Source organism: Nocardia sp. NBC_01388, assembly GCF_045040085.1.
Classification (GTDB): Bacteria; Actinomycetota; Actinomycetes; order Mycobacteriales; family Mycobacteriaceae; genus Nocardia.
In genome coordinates this window covers 3,245,121-3,265,903 of record NZ_CP109553.1, presented here as the reverse complement: position 1 = coordinate 3,265,903, position 20,783 = coordinate 3,245,121, and the positions used below count along the sequence as shown (strand labels likewise).

The window sequence follows — 20,783 nt, the reverse complement described above, 5'->3', positions numbered from 1 at the left end:
CTCAGTTCGTTTGCCCACTCAGATGGAGAAGAGGACCTGGCCCGCGGTCACCGCGCCGGATGCCGCGTGCTGCGCAGAACCCGGCGCGCTGTCCATCACCACCACCGGCACCGCGGCGCTGAGTCCCAGGCGGCGAATGGCATTCGGCGAGAAGGTAACCAGTGGTTGGCCCACCTCGATGCGATCGCCCTCGGCGGCCTGCATCTGGAACAGATCCGTCTTGCCGACGGTATCGATGCCGACATGCAGCAGCACCCCGATACCCGCATCGCTGAGGATGACGGCGGCATGCGGATGCAACTTCACGATGGCGCCGGAGATCGGTGCGACCACCGTGATCGGCTCATCGGTATCGGGCGGTTCGATGGCCACGCCCGCACCGACCATCTCCGCCGCGAACACCGGATCGGGTACCTCGGACAGCGGGATGGCGCGGCCCTGCAGCGGCGCCAGAATCTCTGTGCTCATGGCGCTCAGAGGAGATCGTTGATGTCTTCGGCCAGGGCATCGGCGGTCGGCCCGACCACAACCTGAACCGCGTCACCCATCTTGACCACGCCGTGTGCGCCGGCGGCCTTGAGATCCTTCTCGTTGACCTTCGTGGCGTCCTTGACCTCGACGCGCAGGCGCGTGATGCAGCCCTCTACTTCGACGATGTTGTCGGTGCCGCCGAGCCCGGCGACGATCTGATCGACTTTCGACATGATTCCTCCTGCGTGTCGAGTGGACAAAGCTGGTTATAACCAGTTATATGTGGTTATAACCAGTCACCCTACCGCCGGGTGACCCTATTCACAGACCGAGGAACACCGCTATGGCCGATACCGCCCAGGGCGCGCGCAAGAAAATCGACCTGTCCGGATTGCAGAAGCTCGGCCGTAGCTTGATGCTGCCGATCGCCACGCTACCTGCTGCCGGGTTGCTACTACGGCTGGGACAGGCGGACATGCTCGGCCGCTGGTCGGCCACCAAGGGTGTCGCGGACGTCCTCGCGGGCGCGGGCGGTGCACTCATCGACGCACTGCCGCTGCTGTTCGCGGTGGGTATCGCCATCGGCTGGGCGAAGAAGGCGGACGGGTCCACCGCCTTGGCCGCGGTCGTCGGCTACCTGGCTTTCCAGGGCGTCGAGAAGGCCATGTCGCCGATTGTGCTGTCGGGCAAGGTCGATGACAAGCATGTGCAGTCGCTGGTGAATTTCGGTGTCCTCGGCGGCATCGTGATCGGCCTGACGGCCGCCATCCTGTGGCAGCGCTACCACCGCGTGCAGCTTCCCGACTATCTCGGCTTCTTCTCGGGCCGCCGTCTGGTTCCCATCCTGACCGCCTGCGCGGCCGTGGTGATCGGCGTGGTCATGTCATTCATCTACCCGGCCTTCAACTCCGGCCTCACCTGGCTCGGCAATACCGTGGCCGATAACTCGGTCGCCGGTGGCGGCGTCTTCGGCTTCGCCAACCGCCTGCTGCTGCCCCTGGGCCTGCACCACATTCTGAACTCGGTGGTGTGGTTCGTAATCGGCGACTACAACGGCGCACACGGCGATATCCCGCGCTTCCTGGCCGGTGATCCGTCCGCGGGCACTTTCATGACTGGCTTCTTCCCGATCATGATGTTCGGCCTGCCCGCCGCCGCGCTCGCCATCTGGCGCAATGCCAAGCCGGAGAACCGCAAGATGATCGGCGGCATCATGCTCTCGACCGGTCTGACCGCCTTTGTCACCGGTATCACCGAGCCGCTGGAATTCGCCTTCATCTTCGTGGCCTGGCCGCTGCTGCTCATCCACGCCATCTTCACCGGAACCTCACTGGCACTGACCAATGCGCTGGGCATCCACGACGGTTTCACCTTCTCCGCGGGCGCCATCGACTATCTGCTGAATTTCGGCAAGGCGACGCACCCGCTGCTGTTGATCCCGATCGGACTCGGGTACGCGGTCCTGTACTACTTCACCTTCAGCTTCATCATCCGACGCTGGAATCTGCCGACACCGGGTCGTGAACCCGAAGAAGAAGAGATCGAGAAGGAGAACGTCGCCTAATGATCAATCGCACCGCTGTTGTTGCGTCGAAGACCGGCCTGCACGCCCGCCCGGCCGCCCTCTTCGCCCAGGCTGCGGCCAAATCGGCCACGCCCGTGACGATTTCGATCGACGGCAAGCCGCCCGTCGCCGCCGGTAGTCTGCTGCAGGTGATGACCCTCGGCGTGAAGCAGGGCGACACGGTCACCCTCTACACCGAGGACGGTGGTGACGCGGTCCTCGATCAGCTCGTCACGCTGCTGGAGACCGATCTTGACGCGTGAGATCCACGGTGTCGCCGCCGCTCCCGGAGTGGCGCTCGGACCGGTGAAGTGGCTGGCGTCCGCGCCGGTCACCAGCTCGTCCGATGTCGCCGGGAGCGATGTCGAGACCGAAATCTCCCGGGCCGAAACCGCTTTCGAGACCGTCGCGGGCCGCTATGCCGCACAGGCCGCAGCGGCGCAGGGTCCGGCTGCCGACATCCTGTTCATGACCTCGGCGCTGGCGGCCGATCCGGCTCTGCTCGACCAGGTGCGCACGGGCATCCGTGCCGGCGGCCCCACCGCGCACTCGGTCACCGACGCCGTTGCCCACTTCGCCGGGCAATTGGCGGCGCTGGGCGGCATGATGGCCGAGCGCGCCTCCGATCTGCGGGATGTGGGTCAGCGGGTGGTCGCCGAACTGCTGGGGGTGGATCCGCCCGGAATCCCGGACAGCGCTGAACCTTTCGTGCTGGCCGCCCACGATCTCGCACCCGCCGATACAGCGACGCTGGATCCGCGGCTCGTGGTCGGATTGCTCACCGTCGCAGGCGGACCCACCTCGCATACCGCGATTCTGGCCAAGGCGCTGGGTATTCCGGCCGTGGTGGCCTGCCCGGGCGCGGTCGAGATCGCGGAGGACACCGTGGTGGTGCTCGACGGCACCGGCGGCACGGTCGAAATCGAGCCGGGGGAGGAGCGTCGTGAGGAAGTGCTTGCCGTGCGCGCGCGGCAGGCAGACACTCCCACCGGTCCGGGTCGTACCGCAGACGGGCATGCGGTGCCGCTGCTCGCCAATGTGGGCAGCGTCGCCGACGCACGGCTCGCGGTCGAACTAGGCGCCGAGGGTGTCGGACTGTTCCGGACCGAATTCCTGTTCCTGGGCAGGCAATCCGCGCCGACGGTCGCCGAGCAGACGGAGCAGTACGCGGAGATCTTCCGCGTCCTGGGGGAGCGCCCCATCACGGTGCGAACCCTGGATGCCGGATCCGATAAGCCGCTGCCGTTCCTGAATCTGCCGGAAGAGGAGAACCCTGCGCTCGGTGTGCGCGGGCTGCGGTTGAGCAGCGTCGATGAGGGGGCGCTGCTCGACCAGCTCACGGCTGTCGAGGCCGCACGACGGGCCACCGGCGCTGTCGTGCAGGTCATGGCGCCCATGGTCGGCACCGTCGAGGAGGCGAACTATTTCGCCACCCGTGCGCGCGAGGCCGGGGTGCACTCGCCCGGCGTCATGGTCGAGATCCCGGCGGCGGCACTGCGCGCCGAGCAGCTCGGCGCGGAGGTGGATTTCTTCTCCATCGGCACGAATGACCTGTCGCAGTATCTCTTCGGTGCGGATCGCATGTCCTCGTCGCTGGCGGCGCTGCACAATCCGTGGCAGCCCGCACTGTCTGCGACCATTGCCGTGGTGGTCGCCGGAGCAGGCAAGCATACTGTGAAGGTCGGCGTCTGCGGCGAATCGGCGTCCAACCCCGAATTCGCCTGTGTCCTGGTGGGTCTCGGTGTCGAGACACTGTCCATGGCGCCGCGATCATTGGCGGGGGTGCGGGCAATGCTCGCGGAGGTCACCCTGGAGCAATGCCGAAACGCCGCTGCCGCAGTTCTAGTCGCGCGAACCGCCGACGAGGCATTACAGGCGGCCCGCACCGCGCTGGGGCGAGGTAGGTGAGGACGACACTGCGCGGCCGGGTCGTCACCCTCACCGAGGCGGGCGATATCGCCGACGGTGTGGTGTCGTTCGACGGACCGCTGCTCGACTTCGTCGGTCCGGCACAGGGATTCGATGGTGAGCTGCCCGCCGTGGCGGACTGCTTGCCGGTCATCCTGCCCGGGCTCATCGACGTGCACTGCCACGGCGGCGGTGGCTTCGGGTTCCCCGAGGCCGATGCCGAGGGTGTCGCCGTGGCGGCGGCCTTCCATCGCCGTCGCGGCACCACCACGCTGGTGGCCTCGCTGGTCTCCGCCACCGAAACCGAACTGCGCGAACGCATCGACGTGCTGGGCAAGGCCGTCGACTCCGGAGTGCTCGCGGGCATTCACCTCGAAGGCCCTTTCATCAGCGAACATCGGCGGGGTGCGCACAATCCCGACCGGATCATCGCCGGTGATCCGGCCATGCTGCAGCGCCTCGTCGACTACGCCGGCGGGCGCATCGTGTCGGTCACCATCGCCCCGGAGGCCGAGAATTTCGACGCGCTCGCCGATGTGCTCGCCGATGCCGATGTGGTGCTGTCGCTGGGGCATACGGTCGCCGGCTACGAGCGCTCGGTACATGCGATGCGGCGCGGCCGGCGGGTGTCCATCACCCATTTGTTCAATGCCATGCAGGAGCTCGCGCATCGCGACGCCAATTTCCTCACCGCCGCCATGGCCGCCGCCGGGCGCGGTGATGTGGTGGCCGAGGTCATCGGTGACGGCGTCCACCTGGCGGACGGCACCGTCCGCATGGTCTTCGACACCATCGGCCCGGACAACCTGGCTCTCATCACCGATGCCATGGCGGCCGCCGGTCAGCCCGACGGGCGCTATCACCTGGGCAGTCTGGATGTTGTGGTGCAGGAAGGGGTTTCGCGTCTCTACGACCCGAACGGCGAGGGCGCCATCGCGGGAGGGACGGCCACCGCCTCGGATGTGCTGCGCCGTACCGTCTTCCATGCGGGCGTGGAACTCACCGCCGCTGCCACGGCCGCCTGTGCCACCCCTGCTCGACTGCTCGGCCGCGCAGATCAGGTCGGTGCGCTGCGCTCGGGTATGCATGCCGATGTGCTCGTCACCGACCACCGCCTGACCCCACTGACCGTGTACAAGGACGGAGTCCCATGGAACTCGTGATCACCGATAACGCGGCCGAAGCCGGTGTGCTGGCGGGCCGCATCATGGCCGACCATGTACGCCGCGGGTCCCGCGCCATCGGCTTGGCCACCGGCTCCTCACCACTCGGCGCGTACCGGGAACTCATTCGCCAGTACCGCGAGGCCGACCTGAGTTTCCGTGGCGTGCAGGCCTTTCTGCTCGACGAGTACATCGGCCTCCCGCCCGGGCATCCGCAGTCCTATGCGCAGTTCATCCGCGACGAATTCACCTCGCACGTGGACTTCGCCGATTCCGATGTGCACAGCCCCGACGGCAATGCCGCCGACATCCCCGCCGCCGCAGCCGATTACGAGCGCTCGATCGCCCAGACCGGCCGCATCTCGGTGCAGATCCTCGGCATCGGCGCCAACGGTCACCTCGGCTTCAACGAACCCGGTTCCTCCCTGCGCTCCCGCACCCGAGTGAAAACCCTGACCCCGAAGACCCGCGAAGACAATGCCCGCTTCTTCGACGACGACCTGACCCAGGTCCCCACCCACGTCCTGACCCAGGGCCTCGGAACCATCAGCGACGCAGATCATCTCGTCATGATCGCCACCGGCTCCGGCAAGGCCGGCGCCGTCGCAGCCGCCGTCGAAGGCCCGGTCTCGGCATTCTGCCCTGCCTCGATCCTCCAAATGCACCCCCATGTAACCGTCATCGTCGACCCAGAGGCGGCCGGCGACCTGAAGGCGGTCGAGTACTACCGCTTCGCCGTCGAGAACAAGCCCGCCTGGCAAACTTTCTGACTTCCCGAAGGGAAGATCGACGAGCACTGTCATGTGACCCGATGAAGTACTACACTAAGTAGTAGTAGCTCGAAGAACTTCGCTCTCGGGGGCGCCATGACTCGTTCGACAGATACCTTGCCCGCATCCGTTGCGGATAAGCAATTGCGTTTGGTGACAGCTGTTTTCGCGGTGGCCCTGCTCGTGCACGGCTCCGATCACCTGCGCCGGGGAATGAGCGCCACCTCATCGACGGTCATGACGCTGGGGACCGCGCAACTCATCTTCGCCCTCGCCACCATCGTGCTCGTCTACCGCGGGCATCGATGGGCCGCGCCGGCGGCCGTAACCGTTGGCTTCGCCAGTGCGGTGGGCTTCATCCTCGTCCATCTCTTCCCGGACTGGTTCGGCCCGTTCAGCGACAGCTTCATCAATCCGCCCGCCTCCGCCCATGTCATTGGATTCTCGTGGTTCGCAGCGATTTTCGAGATTCTCGCTGATATCGCGCTCGGCATCGCGGGCCTGCGGGCGCGCCGGAGCGAGCGCTCTGCGGGCCATCGCTGAATAATGGTCGGCATGGCCGAGCGCAAGGCGAGCCGGACGGCGGTTCTGGTGTGGCAGGGCAGGGCCGTGGCGGATGGGCGGTTGGCGGTCGGGCGGGTTCGCCGGCCCGATCGCGATAGAGCTACTCACGCCCGCTGAGTCGGCAAGCACAGTGCGCCCGGCAGCCGGTTGATTCTCACCTATCCCGTGCCGTCGCGGGTGTATTCGATCGGCCGCACAGCGGTGCAGGTGCTGCTGAATCTGGCGGGGCGGAACAATCCCATGGCGGGGGAGCCGAATCGGTCGTCCTGGCAGCCGGAGCGCATGCGAAAACTGCTGGGCGCGCGTGGATTCGACATCACCACGGATGTGGATCAGCTCAGTATCGCCTGCGGACTGGATCTGGCGATCGAGCGCGATTCCTTTCTGGCCGGCAGCAGAGTCGCCGTCGCCGACCGGCGGTGATCTCGGCCGGGACACCGATGAGTTTTGTCCTCGCACGCGGTCTGCACTGATAACGGCCCACCTGCGAACAGGAGATCAGCCATGTCCGAGATCGAGCCCGTTGTCGAACTGGATCAGCGTTTCAGCAGCCCGGGGGCGGTCGCGCCGTCCTGGGCCGACGTGACCGACGCGCTGAACCAGGCGGAAATCTTCTGGCTGTCCACGGTCCGGCGCGACGGCCGCCCGCATGTGACACCGCTGCCCGCGATCTGGCACGACGGCCGCCTGCACATCTGCACCGGTGATAACGAGCAGAAGGCGGTGAATCTTGTCCGCGAACCGCGGTGCGTGCTGACCACCGGCAGCGATCGGCTGAACTCCGGGGTCGATGTGGTGGTCGAGGGGACCGCCGAGCGCATTACCGATGTGCCGACCCTGAGCGAGCTGGCCCGGCTGTGGAAGGTGCAGCTGGACTGGGACTTCAGCGTGGCCGGCGACGGATTCTCGGACGGCCGGGGTGGTACGGCCTCGGTCTACGGGATCGAGCCGGAGAATGTGCTGGCCTTCGGTAAGGGTGAGCCCTTCAGCCAGACTCGCTACCGCTTCCCGGACCGAAACACCGCCTGAGCGAAATTCTGCGTACCACACCGGGTTTCCCGCCCGGTGCACCGTCAGGCGTTCTGAGCGACCGGTTCGGCGATCACCGCGGTCACCGATTCCCGGGTGCGCATTGCCGCCCACAGGGCCGCGGTTGCCGCGGTGCAGGCCGCTGCGCCACCGACGTGCACGGCCACCAGCGCAGCCGGAACGTTCGTGAAGTACTGCACGATACCGACCAGCGCCTGGCTGCACACCAGCACGACAAGCACGATCAGACGATTGCGAATAGCCCTGTTCATGCCGATGGCTGCCAGGCCGCACGCCAGACCGATCAGCAGCGCCAGATACGCGACCAACATCTCGGCGTGCACATGCACCAGCGTGACGATCTCCACCTGCAATCGCGCGACCGGCTTCTCGATGCTCTTGTCACCGGCATGCGGACCCGCGCCGGTGACCAGGGTGCCCGCGACCAGCACCGCCGACAGCGCAATCGAACTGAATACGGTCAGCAACTGCAGCGGTTTGGGCACCCGCACGGTTTCGATGCCGTCATCGGGCTCGCAGATCTTGGCGTAGAGCAGTACCGACAGCCACACCATCAGCATGGACACCAGCAGATGCACCGACACCGTCCACCACAGCAGTCCGGTGCGCACGGTGATGCCGCCGAGGATCGCCTGCAGCACGGTGCCGCCGGGCATCAGCCACGCGTACACCTTCACCTCGTACCGCCGCCGCGCGCGCACCACCGCGATGACCACCAGGGCCGCGCACAGCGTCACCGCGAAAGTCAGCATGCGATTGCCGAATTCGACCGCCTGATGGATCACCGGCACTTCCGAGACCGTCGACGGCGTGAAGCTGCCCGGGAAGCACTGCGGCCAAGTGGGGCAACCGAGCCCGGAGGAGGTGACCCGAACAATGGCCCCGGTCACCGAGATTCCGGCCTGGGACAGGATCACCGCGAAAGCGATGATGCGCTGCACCCGGAGCGAGGGCATCGGGAGCAGGTCGACGAGTCGCTGGAATGCGCGAGATAGCACGCGTCGATGGTAGCGGGAGCGTATTCGGGCCGATCACCGGCCCTACTACGACGCGTCGTTAGTCAGGGGGCGGTCAGTCGAAGCGGAAGAAACGCGTCGCCAGCCAGCCGCTCACGCTGCCCCAGACGGCAAGAACCGCAATGCCGTACCAGTCGACACTCTTGCGCAGCGCCTGATTGAGGCACTCCGACAGCGCACCCGACGGAATGATCCGGGCGATCAGGTTCACCGCGTGCGGAATGTCATCGGACATGACGACCAGGCTCGCGGTGCCCAGCATGATGAACCAGAGGATATTCGCCAGCGCCAGCACGATCTCCGCCTTGAGCGTGCCGCCCAGCAGCAGACCGAGTGCACCGAAAGCGACTGTGCCCAGCGCGATCACGACCGCACCGAGCGCGAGCCCGATGATCGACGGCCGCCAGCCGAGCGCAACACCGATGGCGCCCAGCAGAATCGACTGCAACACCACCACGATGAGCACGGCCGCGCACTTGCCCGCGACAATGCCCCAGCGTGGCAAGGGCGTCGCCCCAAGGCGTTTGAGCGCGCCGTAGCGCCGATCGAAGCCCACGGCGATGGCCTGCCCGGTGAACGCGGTGGACATGACCGCCACCATCATCACCGCGGGCACCACCCGATCCACTCGATGCGCGCCGAGGCCGCTCATCGGCAGCAGTGTCAGGCCGATCAGCAGCGTGATCGGAATGAACATCGTCAGCAGCAGCTGTTCCCCATTGCGCAGCAACAGGATCAGCTCCATGCGCGTCTGTGAGATCAGCATCTTGGCCCGCGTGGTGGGCTGCGGCGCCGGGGTGAACGTGCCCGGTGCGAAACGATTGGCAGTCTCGGTCATCCTCGGATCTCCCGGCCGGTCAGTTCGAGGAAGACGTCTTCCAGGCGGCGCTGGTCGATGCGAATGTCGGTGGGCAGCACATTGATCTGTGCGCACCAGGCCGTGACGGTCGCGAGAACCTGCGGGGTGATATCGCCGTGCAGCTGATAGGAGCCGGGCGAGGCCTCCTTGGGGGTGAACCCCTCCGGTAGCGCTGCGGTCAGCAGTACGAGGTCGAGATTCGGGGGTGCGGTGAAGGTCAGCCGGCCCTCGGCGCCGTTCGAGGTGACCTCGCTGGGCGTGCCCTGGGCGACAATGCGGCCGTGGTCGATGATGACCAGCTGATCGGCCAGCTGTTCGGCCTCGTCCATGAGATGCGTGGTCAGCAGCACGCTGACGCCGTCGCGGCGCAGGGCGTCGATGAGCTCCCACACGAGATGCCTTGCCTGCGCATCCAATCCGGCGGTCGGCTCGTCCAGGAAGACGATCTCGGGGCGGCCGACCAGCGCACAGGCCAGTGCCAGGCGCTGCTGCTGTCCGCCGGAGAGCCGCCGATACGGCGTGCGGCGGGCATCCTGCAGCCCGAGCGTCTTCAACAGCCAGTCCGGATCGAGCGGATGTGCCGAGTAGGAGGCGACCAGATCCAGCATCTCCCCGGCCCGCGACCCCGGATACGCCCCGCCGCCCTGCAGCATCACGCCGATGCGCGGGCGCAATGTGTCGGAATCGGCGATCGGGTCCAGGCCCAGCACCCGCACGGTCCCGGCATCGGGGGAGACGAAACCCTCGCACATCTCGGTGGTGGTGGTCTTGCCGGCGCCGTTGGGGCCGAGCAGCGCCAGCACCTGCGCGCGTTCGAGGACGAAGCTGAGACCATCGACTGCGGTGGTATCGCCGTAGCGTTTGACGACGCCGTCGACTCTGACGGCGGGTTCCGAAGCTGCGGTCACGAGGACACACCGTAGGCCGTGGGCTGCTGTGACGGAGCCGACACCCCCGGCTGATTGCGCCACGGCAGCACATTTCTGGTGAGGAAGATCAGCAGTACGCCCACGAGCACGGTGGCGATCGCCGACTCCACGATCTGGAAGACATAGAAGTCCGCGCCGCGCGGCATCAGGATCACGCTCACCACCGCCGAGAACGCGACGGCCGGCACCCGGAAGGCGGGCCGGTTCGCCCAGGCGGCCAGCGGCACGATCGCCCACAGCAGATACCAGGGCTGCACCACCGGGAACAGCAGCACGATCGCGCCGAGCGAGACGCCCATGGCGCCGACCGGATGCAAGCGCCCGGTCCAGGCGGCGACCAGCATGCGGATGGTCACGAAGACCGCGATCGCTCCGGCAATGGGCCGGGTGATGCCGAGCAGCGCGGTGGTGTGGTCGCCGAGGCCGAGCAGGACCCCGCCGAATCCGGTCACGATGCCGAGCGCGGTCGGCACCGACATCCAGCTGCGCACGGTGGTGGCGGCATTGAGCGTGTGAATCCAGCCGAAGCCGAGGCCGCTGGCGAAACTCACGAACAGTGTTGTGGCGATGGCCATCGCGCCGAGCAGTGCTCCGGCTATCAGGACCGTGCGTAAACCGCCACGCCAGCGTTTGGCCAGGGCCATGGTCACGAAGCCGAGCGCGATAATCGACGTGATCTTGATCGACGACGACAGCGTGATGACCACGACGCCGAACACCAGCAGCGTCCACGCGCGTTTGTCGAACGGATGCGTGTCCTCGACGGCGCGCAGGCAGAACTCCGTACCGGCCAGCATCAGCCCGAGCATGAGCGCGTCATTGTGCACACCGCCGACCAGGTGGAACAGCACCAGCGGATTGGCAGCGCCCAGCCACAGCGCGCTCACCGGCGCGACACCGCAGCGGCGCGACAGGCGCGGCAGCGCCCAGACGATCAGCGCCACACCCGCGAGCGCCAGCAGCCGGTGCAGCCACACCCCGGCAATGATGTTGTCCCCGGCCAACTCCGAGATGCCGCGCCCCATCCACAGGAACAGCGGGCCGTACGGCGCGGGCGTCTCACGCCAGATATTCGGCACATTGTTGGTCAGGACATTATTGAGTCCCAGGCCGTCCGCCGGGCCGACCGCGTAGGGGTCCAGTCCGCGCGCGGCGATCTCGCTCTGCGCCAGATACGAGTACACGTCATTGCTGAACATGGGCGGCGCGATGCTGAGCGGAATGATCCACAGCAGCAGCGTCCGATCCAGCTGCGACCGGGTGAGCCGGTGCCGCGGATGCCCGCCCCAGCCGCCGACGGCGAAGCGGCCCAGCAGCAGCCAGGCCATCACCACCAGGACCGTGCCGATCATGCACATGGCCAGCGTGGAGGTGTGCGCCCGCGCGAAGAATCCCAGCACCCGCATACCGGAGGTCGGATTCTGATGCACCGGCTGCGCGCCTACACCGAGTGCCGAAATCGCCATGATCACGGCGCCCGTCGCGCCCAGCATGCGGATCCGGCTCAGCTGCAGTGTTTCCCGCCGGTCCAGCCCCGGCACATCGGTTTCGGTGCTGTGCAGCACGGCAATGGTGTGGTCGGCGGCCGGAACGTCCAGGCCGAGGGCCCGGCGTCCCAGTTCTCTCACTCTGCGCCCCGCGCCGTCCACTACTGCCACAGCCGCAAAGACTAGTAGGGAGTATCCGCGCGGACTCCGATCGCCCGGTTGTACCCGGGTGGCGATGCGACCGACCGTGGCGGATCGGCTTGTTCCTTGCGCTGTTCGGGCTGCCGGTGTCGGACCGCACTCATACGCTTGATGCATGGTTTCCGAGTCGAAGCGTCGAATCGAGGTGGCGGCGGCGGGACTTCTGGCCCGGCACGGCTATCACGGATTCGGCCTGAAGAAGCTGAGCGAAGCGGCGGGGCTGCCGTACGGATCTATCTACCACCACTTTCCGGGTGGTAAGGAGGAGATTGCAGTCTCTGCCATCACCGGTACCGGAGTGCTGGTGGGGCGCATGATCAGTGAGGCTCCGGCCGATGTGTTCGGTACGGCGGCAACCCTGTTCGACTTCATGGCCGCGAAACTCGCTGCGTCCGAATGGACCGACGGCTGTCCCGTCGGCACGCCCGCGCTCGACGGCGGCAGTGATGTGGACTCGGTGCGCACCGCGTGCGTTGCGGCATTCGATGCAATGACAGCGGGTTTCACGCAGCTGCTCACCGATGTGGGGTTGCCGCCGGGGGAGTCGTACGAGCTGTCCACCACGATTGTCGCCGCGTACGAGGGGGCGACCCTGCTGGCCAGAGTTCGCCGATCGGACGAGCCGCTGCTGACCGTCTCCGCCGCCCTGGCCCGGCTGATCCGCCTGAGTCTCGCCGAAGTCGCTGTCGTCGAGCAGAACTCGCCCTAGGGAGGGTTGTCCAGAACGATCGTTCTAGCGATGATCGATGAATGAAAGCGACTCATGCTGGACGGTCCCGGCGCGCTGCGCTGGGAAGACTGCCCCGAACCCACCCTCGATACCCCCGATCAGGCCCTGGTCCGGCCGATCGCGGTAGCCACCTGCGATCTGGATCCCGCCGTCCTGCAAGGGTTCTTCCCCCTCGCGGGCCCCTATCCCTTCGGTCATGAAGGGGTTGCGGAAGTCATCGCTGTAGGCGAGAACGTCCGCACCGTAAGTCCCGGCGACACCGTGGTCGTCCCCTTCCAAATCTCCTGCGGCGCCTGCCCGCCGTGCCTGCGCGGCCGTACCGGCAGCTGCACCGCCCAGGCCTTCATGTCCACCTACGGCCTCGGTCCGATGGGCGGCCTCGAATGGGGCGGTCTCTGGGCCGATCTCGCGCGAATTCCACACGCGGACGCCATGCTCGTCCCGCTCCCCGCCGGCCTCGACCCGTCCGTGGTCACCACCCGCACGGTGCCGTTCGAGGATTCCGTCGCGGCGCTCCTGGAAGCTCCCATGAAGCTGGTCGCTGTGCGCTGACGGTTGTCATCTGCCCAGGCAGCCGAGGCCTTCCCCGGGTGATCCGCGCTCGGTGGCGCGAACGGGCCTCCCGGTCGATTCGGAGGTGTGCAGAGCCTCACATCCCCAGGTCGCGCAAAGTCAGGTGACCCTTACTGGAACGTGGGATGGAATTCGGTCACACTGGTGTTGTGAAAACCGTGGGTTTGCGGAATGCGAAAGCAGAAACCGGGCGCCAGCTGGGCGCCCGGGCTGCTGTTGTGTCTGCACCGGCGGGCGAAGGCCACACCCGTGAGGCCGTCATCAAACTACTGCTCGAGGACGGTCCGATCACCGCGACCGCCATCGGCAAGCGTTTGGGCCTCAGCCCGGCGGGCGTGCGCCGGCATCTGGAGGCTCTCATCGAATCCGGCGAAGCGCGGGCTGCCCGGTCGGCGGCCTGGCAGCAGCAGGGTCGCGGGCGTCCGGCCAAGCAGTATCAGTTGACGGCCACCGGTCGTGGCCGACTGGGTCATGCCTACGATGACCTGGCCGGCGCCGCCATGCGTCAGCTGCGCGAGGTCGGCGGCGACACAGCCATCGTCGACTTCGCACGTAAGCGGGTCGCCACGATTGTCGCCGGAGTTCAGCAGCTCTCCCGGCACACACCCGAGGCGACGATCGACAAGGCGGAAGAGATCGCGGATGCGTTCTCCGAGGCCGGGTTCGCCGCTTCCACCCGGAAAGTCGGTGCGGGAGTACAGATCTGCCAGCACCACTGCCCGGTATCGCACGTCGCCGAGGAATTCCCGGAGTTGTGCGCCGCCGAGCTGGAGGCTTTCAAACACATACTCGGCACGCATGTGCAGCGGCTGGCGACCATCGCCAACGGCGATTGCGCGTGCACCACACACGTCCCGCTGACGTTGCTGCCGACACAGAACTCGAATACCGCTGAAACCCCCGTTGCCCAGCCCGCAACGACTTCTACACACGACTCCGGAAGGAGTGCCGAATGACGACAACGACCGATCAGGTGCAGCCGCTGTCCCAAGAGGAGACCATTGCCTCCATTGGGACGTACGGGTACGGCTGGGCCGACAAGGATGTCGCCGGTGCCAGTGCCAAGCGCGGCCTGTCCGAGGAGGTCGTTCGCGACATCTCGGCCAAGAAGAGCGAGCCGGAGTGGATGCTCGACTTCCGGCTGAAGGCGCTGCGCATCTTCGACAAGAAGCCGATGCCGAGCTGGGGTTCCGACCTGGACGGCATCCACTTCGACAACATCAAGTACTTCGTGCGCTCCAGCGAGAAGCAGGCCGCCACCTGGGACGACCTGCCCGAGGAGATCAAGAACACCTACGACCGGCTCGGTATCCCCGAGGCGGAGAAGCAGCGTCTGGTGTCCGGTGTCGCGGCGCAGTACGAGTCCGAGGTCGTCTACCACTCGATCCGTGAGGATCTCGAGAAGCTGGGCGTCATCTTCCTGGACACCGATACCGCGCTCAAGGAGCACCCGGAGCTGTTCCGCGAGTACTTCGGCTCGGTCATTCCGTCCGGCGACAATAAGTTCTCCGCGCTGAATTCGGCCACGTGGTCCGGTGGTTCGTTCATCTACGTGCCGAAGGGCGTGCACGTGGACATTCCGCTGCAGGCGTACTTCCGCATCAATACCGAGAACATGGGTCAGTTCGAGCGCACCCTGATCATCGTCGACGAGGATGCCTACGTGCATTACGTCGAGGGTTGCACCGCGCCGATCTACTCCTCGGATTCGCTGCACTCCGCCGTCGTGGAGATCATCGTGAAGAAGGGTGGCCGCTGCCGGTACACCACGATTCAGAACTGGTCGAACAACGTCTACAACCTGGTCACCAAGCGGGCCAAGGCCGAGGCCGGCGCGACCATGGAATGGGTCGACGGCAATATCGGTTCCAAGGTCACCATGAAGTACCCGGCCGTGTGGATGACCGGTGAGTACGCCAAGGGTGAGGTGCTCTCCATCGCGTTCGCCGGTGCCGGCCAGCACCAGGACACCGGTGCGAAGATGCTGCACCTGGCGCCGCACACCTCCTCGAACATCATCTCGAAGTCGGTGGCGCGCGGCGGCGGTCGTGCCTCCTACCGTGGCCTGGTTCAGGTCAACAAGGGTGCGTACGGCTCGAAGTCGACCGTCAAGTGCGATGCGCTCTTGGTGGACAACATCTCTCGCTCGGATACCTACCCGTACGTCGATATCCGCGAGGACGACGTGACCATGGGTCATGAGGCGACGGTGTCGAAGGTGTCCGCCGACCAGCTGTTCTACCTGATGAGCCGCGGCCTCACCGAGGACGAGGCCATGGCGATGGTGGTGCGCGGCTTCGTGGAGCCGATCGCCAAGGAACTGCCCATGGAATACGCCCTCGAGCTCAACCGCCTGATCGAGCTGCAAATGGAAGGAGCCGTCGGCTGATGACGGTCGAGAATGTTGCCGTTTCGGCGGTGCCGAACATCGTCGCAGCCGCCGAGGCCCGTCCTCCGGCCATCAACAAGGGTGAGGTCTTCGCGTCGTTCGACGTGAACGCTTTCGAAGTGCCTTCCGGGCACGACGAGGCGTGGCGCTTCACCCCGCTGCGGCGGATGCGCGGCCTGCACGACGGCACCGCCGTTCGTGACGGGTCCGCCACCGTCGAAGCGACCTCCGTCGAGGGCATCACGGTCGAGATCGTGGACCGTACCGACGCGCGCCTCGGCGCCGCCGGTACGCCCACCGATCGTGTTGCCGCGCAGGCGTACTCGGGCTTCGAGCAGGCGACCATCGTGTCTGTCGGCGCGGAGGTCGAGGTGGCCGACGCCGTCACCCTGACCGTCACCGGTCCGGGCGAGGGCAAGACCGCCTACGGCCACACCCAGATTCGTCTCGCGAATTTCGCGGTCGCCAACGTGGTCATCGACCAGCGCGGCAGCGGAACCTACGCGGAGAACGTGGAATTCGTGCTCGGCGACAGTGCCAAGCTGAATGTCATCGTCATCCAGGACTGGGCCGACGATGCCGTGCACGCCACCGCGCACCACGCCCTGCTGGGTCGCGACGCCACCTTCCGCCACACCAATGTCACCCTCGGTGGCGATCTGGTGCGCCTGACCGCGACCGTGCGCTACGCCGGTCCGGGCGGCGACGCGGAAATGCTCGGCGTGTACTTCGCCGACGACGGCCAGCACTTCGAGCAGCGTCTGCTCATGGATCACTCGGTCCCGAACTGCAAGTCCAATGTGCTGTACAAGGGTGCGCTGCAAGGCGATCCGAACTCCGGCAAGCCGGACGCGCGCACCGTGTGGGTGGGCGATGTGCTCATTCGCGCCGCCGCCGAGGGCACCGAGACCTACGAGGCCAATCGCAATCTGGTGCTCACCGACGGCGCCCGCGCCGATTCGGTGCCGAACCTGGAGATCGAGACCGGCGAGATCGTGGGCGCCGGACATGCCTCCGCCACCGGACGTTTCGACGATGAGCAGCTGTTCTACCTGCGCTCGCGTGGCATCTCCGAGGAGGCGGCGCGACGTCTGGTCGTGCGCGGCTTCTTCTTCGAGATCATTCAGAAGATCGCCGTCCCCGAGGTTCGGGAGCGGCTCGAGGCGGCCATCGAGGCCGAGCTCGCCGCTGTAGGCGTGTAACGGCTCGCCGTTGCCGGCGTCTGACCAACTTTCCCTCCCCGCCAAAGGAATTCGAATTCGATGACCACCCTGGAAATCAAGGACCTGCACGTTCAGGTCGCCAACCCGGATGAATCCGGCGAGCCCATCAAGATCCTCAAGGGCGTGAACCTGACCGTGAAGTCGGGCGAGACCCACGCGATCATGGGCCCCAACGGCTCCGGCAAGTCGACCCTGTCCTACGCGATCGCCGGTCACCCCAAGTACACCGTGACCGCCGGCACCATCACCCTCGACGGTGAAGACGTGCTGGCGATGACGGTGGACGAGCGGGCGCGTGCGGGCCTGTTCCTGGCCATGCAGTACCCGGTCGAGGTTCCGGGCGTCTCGGTCTCGAACTTCCTGCGCACCGCCGCCACCGCCGTCCGCGGCGAGGCGCCCAAGCTGCGCACCTGGGTCAAGGAGCTCAAGACCTCCATGGCCGAGCTCGAGATCGAGCCGACCTTCGTCGAGCGCTCGGTCAACGAGGGCTTCTCCGGTGGTGAGAAGAAGCGCCAGGAGATCCTGCAGCTGGGTCTGCTCAAGCCGAAGATCGCCATCCTCGACGAGACCGACTCCGGTCTGGACGTCGATGCGCTGCGCATCGTGTCGGAGGGCGTGAACAAGTACCGGGAGCGAGAGAACGGCGGCATTCTGCTGATCACCCACTACACCCGCATCCTGCGCTACATCGAGCCCGACTTCGTGCACGTGTTCGTGAACGGCCGCATCGTCGCCCAGGGTGGCAAGGAACTGGCCGACGAACTCGACGCGAACGGCTACGAGCGTTTCACCTCTGCCGCTGTAGGAGCCTAGAAACTATGACCACCACGGTGCGCGATTCCCGGCTCGCCGGGCTGCCCGCTCTGGACGTCGCCCGCATTCGCGCCGACTTCCCGATCCTCAGCCGCACGGTGCGAGACGGTAAACCCCTGGTCTATCTCGACTCGGGCGCCACCTCGCAGCGGCCTACGGCGGTGCTGGATGCGGAACGCGATTTCCTCACCCAGCACAATGCGGCGGTGCACCGTGGTGCTCATCAACTGGCCGAAGAGGCCACGGACGCTTATGAAGACGCGCGTGCGGATATCGCCCGCTTCGTCGGCGTGGACGCTCGCGAAATCGTCTTCACCAAGAACGCGACCGAATCGCTGAACCTGGTGACCTACTCGTTCGCGGACAGCCGGTTCCCGTACCACGTCGGACCCGGTGACGAGATCGTCATCACCGAGCTCGAGCATCACGCGAATCTCGTTCCGTGGCAGGAGCTTGCGCGCCGCACCGGGGCGACGCTGAAGTGGTACGGCATCACCGATGACGGGCGCATCGACCTCGATTCGCTCGAATTGTCCGCTGCCACCAAGGTCGTCGCGTTCACGCATCAGTCGAATGTGACCGGCGCGATCGCCGATGTCACCGAAATGGTGCGCCGGGCAAAGGAAGTCGGCGCGCTGGTCGTGCTCGACGCCTGCCAGTCGGTGCCGCATATGCCGGTGAACTTCCGTGAGCTGGGCGTCGACTTCGCAGCCTTCTCCGGGCACAAGATGCTCGGTCCCTCCGGCGTCGGCGTGCTCTACGGCCGTTACGCGCTGCTCGAGGAGACGCCGCCGTTCATCACCGGTGGCTCGATGATCGAGACGGTGACGATGGAGGCCACCACCTTCGCCGCCCCGCCGCAGCGCTTCGAGGCCGGCGTGCCGATGACCTCGCAGGTGGTCGGACTGGGTGCGGCCGTGCGGTATCTGGAAGCCATCGGCATGGATGCTGTTGCGGCGCACGAGCATTCGCTCGTCAGCGCGACGCTCGAGGGGCTCGCCAAGATCGACGGCGTGCGCATTGTCGGCCCGACGGACAATGTGAACCGCGGCGGCGCAGTATCTTTCGTGGTGGACGGCATTCACGCCCACGATGTGGGCCAGATCCTCGACGACGAGGGCGTCGCCATTCGCGTCGGCCACCACTGCGCCTGGCCGCTCATGCGCCGCCTCGGCGTTCCGGCCACCGCGCGTGCCTCGTTCGCCGTCTACAACACCCTCGACGAGGTCGACGCACTGCTGGCCGCGGTGCGGAAGGCCCAGAGCTTCTTCGGAGTTGCATAGATCATGCGCATGGAGCAGATGTACCAGGAAGTGATCCTGGACCACTACAAGCACCCGCACCACCGGGGGCTCCGCGAGCCGTTCGGTGCGCAGGTGCATCACGTCAACCCGACCTGCGGCGACGAGATCACCCTGCGGGTCCAGGTGGACGACAAGGGTGATGTCGCCGACGTGTCCTACGACGGCCAGGGCTGCTCGATCAGCCAGGCCTCCACGTCGGTGCTCGCCGACCAGGTCATCGGCCTGCCGGTGCAGCAGGCGCTGAAGGTGGTCGACTCGTTCAACGAGATGATCTCCAGCCGCGGCACCCTCGAAGGTGATGAGGACATGATCGGCGACGGCATTGCCTTCGCGGGCGTGTCCAAGTACCCGGCGCGCGTCAAATGCGCGCTGCTGGGCTGGATGGCGTTCAAGGACGCGGTGGTGCAGATTGCCTCCGCCGAGGAGACCAAGCCGGCGATGTCGAACGGGGAGAAGAAGAACGATGAGTGAGACCACTGAATCGCAGACTGCCGTATCTCCGGCGGCCGAGGCCGCCGCGTCGGAGACCGCTGTGGCCGAGAGCGCCGCACCGCAGGTCGAGCTGACCGAGGAAGAGGTCAAATTCCTCGAGGACCTGGAAGAGGCCATGCGTGATGTGGTCGACCCCGAGCTCGGCATCAACGTCGTCGATCTGGGCCTGGTCTACGGCATGACGGTCACCGACGGCATCTGCAAGATGGATATGACGCTGACCTCGCCGGCCTGCCCGCTCACCGACGTGATCGAGGACCAGTCGCGCAATGCCCTGGTCCGCAGCGGCCTGGTCGACGACCTGCAGATCAACTGGGTCTGGATGCCGCCGTGGGGCCCGGACAAGATCACCGACGACGGCCGCGAGCAGCTGCGCGCCCTCGGCTTCACCGTATAGCTCGCCCGCGGAGCCGATGCCCCGCGCCGCATCATTGTCGCCCCTGCCGGAAACAGCAGGGGCGACAGTCGTTTTCGGCCTACAGCGTGCTGCTCGAGCGCGCCGTCAGCCACTCCGGAAACTCGGACGCGATAATGCGCTCATCGTGCACGTCCTCGGCCGCCTCCGAGGCGAGCCAGGCGATCGGCGGCCCCATGATCGACGGATCCAGCAGTCGCGCACGCACTTCGGTAGGGGCGTCCGCAGGCACCATGCCGGTCGCCGTCGCCCCGCCGGGCAGCAGCATATTCACCCGCACCGGAGTCTCGGCCAACTCGGCCGCCATGATCCGCGACAGCGCTTCGATCCCCGCACCGGCCGGCCCGTAGGGCACGAATCCGACCCGGGTCATAGTGGAGGTGCTCATCGAGATATTCACGATCCGCCCCGACCCGGCCGCCAGCATGACCGGCACAAAGGCGCGCGCCACCAGAAACACCCCCGTGAGCTTCGTTTCGATCACGTCGCGGAACCCGTCCGGCGGCACCTCCCAGAACGGCAGCGACTGTTCCAGAAATCTGGGATTCACTGTGCGCATACCGATTCCGGCATTGTTCACAAGCAGATCGATCCCCCCGAACCGCTCGTGCACCGCCCCGACAAGCCGCGCCACCGACTCCTGATCCCGGACATCCGACGCGATCCCGACCGCCCCCGCCCCCAACTCCCGAGCCGCCTCCTCCGCCCGCTCCCGACTCCGGCTGGTCACCACCACCTGCGCCCCACCCCGAACCAGCGCGGCCGCCATAGCCCGCCCGAGCCCGCCGGTAGCGCCCGTGACCACCGCCCGAGTGCCTTCCAGTGACTGCGAATTGCTCATATCTACGACGCTAATCTCTAG

Annotated in this window: 24 protein-coding genes; 17 read left to right on the top strand and 7 right to left on the bottom strand. The window is 66.5% G+C overall.

The features are described 5' to 3' along the window. Positions 1-18: 18 nt before the first annotated feature. Positions 19-468 (bottom strand): PTS glucose transporter subunit IIA, encoded by a 450-nt coding sequence (locus tag OG716_RS16090; protein WP_405138404.1) that lies wholly within the window; start codon positions 466-468, stop codon positions 19-21. A gap of 5 nt (positions 469-473) precedes the next feature. After that, positions 474-704 carry a PTS glucose/sucrose transporter subunit IIB gene (locus OG716_RS16085; RefSeq protein WP_297626136.1) on the bottom strand — a complete coding sequence of 77 codons (231 nt, stop codon included), beginning with the start codon at positions 702-704 and terminating at the stop codon, positions 474-476. A 110-nt stretch (positions 705-814) separates the two neighbouring features. Here OG716_RS16085 and OG716_RS16080 point away from each other — a divergent pair, with 110 nt between their 5' ends. The 8 genes from OG716_RS16080 to OG716_RS16045 all read left to right on the top strand — a co-directional run bounded on the left by OG716_RS16080 (position 815) and on the right by OG716_RS16045 (position 7,469). Next, complete coding sequence (locus tag OG716_RS16080) at positions 815-2,035, top strand: PTS transporter subunit EIIC (RefSeq protein WP_355120041.1); 1,221 nt, start codon at positions 815-817, stop codon at positions 2,033-2,035. Beyond that, positions 2,035-2,298, top strand: coding sequence for an HPr family phosphocarrier protein (locus OG716_RS16075; protein ID WP_405138403.1), 264 nt, complete (start codon positions 2,035-2,037; stop codon positions 2,296-2,298). The genes OG716_RS16080 and OG716_RS16075 overlap by 1 nt, the downstream gene beginning before the upstream one ends. Continuing rightward, positions 2,288-3,943 (top strand): phosphoenolpyruvate--protein phosphotransferase, encoded by a 1,656-nt coding sequence (gene ptsP / locus OG716_RS16070; protein ID WP_405138402.1) that lies wholly within the window; start codon positions 2,288-2,290, stop codon positions 3,941-3,943. Before OG716_RS16075 ends, ptsP begins: the two co-directional genes overlap by 11 nt. Next, positions 3,940-5,106 (top strand): N-acetylglucosamine-6-phosphate deacetylase, encoded by a 1,167-nt coding sequence (locus OG716_RS16065; RefSeq protein ID WP_405138401.1) that lies wholly within the window; start codon positions 3,940-3,942, stop codon positions 5,104-5,106. The genes ptsP and OG716_RS16065 overlap by 4 nt, the downstream gene beginning before the upstream one ends. Next, a complete protein-coding gene (gene nagB / locus OG716_RS16060; protein ID WP_405138400.1) occupies positions 5,094-5,876 on the top strand; it encodes a glucosamine-6-phosphate deaminase in 783 nt (260 codons plus the stop codon). Before OG716_RS16065 ends, nagB begins: the two co-directional genes overlap by 13 nt. A 96-nt stretch (positions 5,877-5,972) precedes the next feature. After that, on the top strand, positions 5,973-6,419 hold the full coding sequence (locus tag OG716_RS16055) for a hypothetical protein (protein ID WP_405138399.1): 447 nt from the start codon (positions 5,973-5,975) through the stop codon (positions 6,417-6,419). A gap of 186 nt (positions 6,420-6,605) precedes the next feature. Then, positions 6,606-6,863 carry a hypothetical protein gene (locus OG716_RS16050; protein ID WP_405138398.1) on the top strand — a complete coding sequence of 86 codons (258 nt, stop codon included), beginning with the start codon at positions 6,606-6,608 and terminating at the stop codon, positions 6,861-6,863. Positions 6,864-6,944: 81 nt separating this feature from the next. Continuing rightward, complete coding sequence (locus OG716_RS16045) at positions 6,945-7,469, top strand: pyridoxamine 5'-phosphate oxidase family protein (protein WP_405138397.1); 525 nt, start codon at positions 6,945-6,947, stop codon at positions 7,467-7,469. 44 nt (positions 7,470-7,513) lie between these two features. Here the strand turns inward: OG716_RS16045 and OG716_RS16040 are convergent, their stop codons facing one another. The 4 genes from OG716_RS16040 to mptB form a co-directional block, all read right to left on the bottom strand. Beyond that, positions 7,514-8,446: a COX15/CtaA family protein gene (locus tag OG716_RS16040; RefSeq protein ID WP_405139711.1), complete on the bottom strand. Its 933-nt coding sequence runs from the start codon at positions 8,444-8,446 to the stop codon at positions 7,514-7,516. A 115-nt stretch (positions 8,447-8,561) separates the two neighbouring features. After that, positions 8,562-9,344, bottom strand: coding sequence for an ABC transporter permease (locus OG716_RS16035; RefSeq protein ID WP_405138396.1), 783 nt, complete (start codon positions 9,342-9,344; stop codon positions 8,562-8,564). Continuing rightward, entirely contained in the window at positions 9,341-10,273 is a 933-nt protein-coding gene (locus tag OG716_RS16030) for an ABC transporter ATP-binding protein (RefSeq protein ID WP_405138395.1), read from the bottom strand. Before OG716_RS16030 ends, OG716_RS16035 begins: the two co-directional genes overlap by 4 nt. After that, positions 10,270-11,952 (bottom strand): polyprenol phosphomannose-dependent alpha 1,6 mannosyltransferase MptB, encoded by a 1,683-nt coding sequence (gene mptB, locus OG716_RS16025; RefSeq protein WP_355120026.1) that lies wholly within the window; start codon positions 11,950-11,952, stop codon positions 10,270-10,272. The genes OG716_RS16030 and mptB overlap by 4 nt, the downstream gene beginning before the upstream one ends. Positions 11,953-12,097: 145 nt before the next feature. Here mptB and OG716_RS16020 point away from each other — a divergent pair, with 145 nt between their 5' ends. From OG716_RS16020 to OG716_RS15980, 9 genes are all read left to right on the top strand, one after another. Then, positions 12,098-12,691 (top strand): TetR/AcrR family transcriptional regulator, encoded by a 594-nt coding sequence (locus OG716_RS16020; protein WP_405138394.1) that lies wholly within the window; start codon positions 12,098-12,100, stop codon positions 12,689-12,691. A 54-nt stretch (positions 12,692-12,745) separates the two neighbouring features. Further along, positions 12,746-13,264 (top strand): alcohol dehydrogenase catalytic domain-containing protein, encoded by a 519-nt coding sequence (locus OG716_RS16015; RefSeq protein WP_405138393.1) that lies wholly within the window; start codon positions 12,746-12,748, stop codon positions 13,262-13,264. Positions 13,265-13,398: 134 nt separating this feature from the next. Further along, positions 13,399-14,241 carry a helix-turn-helix transcriptional regulator gene (locus OG716_RS16010; RefSeq protein ID WP_405139709.1) on the top strand — a complete coding sequence of 281 codons (843 nt, stop codon included), beginning with the start codon at positions 13,399-13,401 and terminating at the stop codon, positions 14,239-14,241. After that, positions 14,238-15,674: a Fe-S cluster assembly protein SufB gene (gene sufB, locus OG716_RS16005; RefSeq protein WP_355120020.1), complete on the top strand. Its 1,437-nt coding sequence runs from the start codon at positions 14,238-14,240 to the stop codon at positions 15,672-15,674. Before OG716_RS16010 ends, sufB begins: the two co-directional genes overlap by 4 nt. Then, positions 15,674-16,876 (top strand): Fe-S cluster assembly protein SufD, encoded by a 1,203-nt coding sequence (gene sufD, locus OG716_RS16000; protein WP_405138392.1) that lies wholly within the window; start codon positions 15,674-15,676, stop codon positions 16,874-16,876. The genes sufB and sufD overlap by 1 nt, the downstream gene beginning before the upstream one ends. A gap of 60 nt (positions 16,877-16,936) precedes the next feature. Continuing rightward, complete coding sequence (sufC, locus tag OG716_RS15995; protein WP_405138391.1) at positions 16,937-17,710, top strand: Fe-S cluster assembly ATPase SufC; 774 nt, start codon at positions 16,937-16,939, stop codon at positions 17,708-17,710. Between the two features lie 5 nt (positions 17,711-17,715). Beyond that, positions 17,716-18,993, top strand: a complete 1,278-nt coding sequence (locus OG716_RS15990; RefSeq protein WP_405138390.1) for a cysteine desulfurase — start codon at positions 17,716-17,718, stop codon at positions 18,991-18,993. A 3-nt stretch (positions 18,994-18,996) separates the two neighbouring features. After that, on the top strand, positions 18,997-19,485 hold the full coding sequence (sufU, locus tag OG716_RS15985; RefSeq protein WP_405138389.1) for a Fe-S cluster assembly sulfur transfer protein SufU: 489 nt from the start codon (positions 18,997-18,999) through the stop codon (positions 19,483-19,485). Further along, a complete protein-coding gene (locus OG716_RS15980) occupies positions 19,478-19,903 on the top strand; it encodes a metal-sulfur cluster assembly factor (RefSeq protein WP_405138388.1) in 426 nt (141 codons plus the stop codon). The genes sufU and OG716_RS15980 overlap by 8 nt, the downstream gene beginning before the upstream one ends. A 79-nt stretch (positions 19,904-19,982) precedes the next feature. Here the strand turns inward: OG716_RS15980 and OG716_RS15975 are convergent, their stop codons facing one another. After that, positions 19,983-20,762: an SDR family NAD(P)-dependent oxidoreductase gene (locus tag OG716_RS15975; protein WP_405138387.1), complete on the bottom strand. Its 780-nt coding sequence runs from the start codon at positions 20,760-20,762 to the stop codon at positions 19,983-19,985. Positions 20,763-20,783 lie beyond the last annotated feature (21 nt).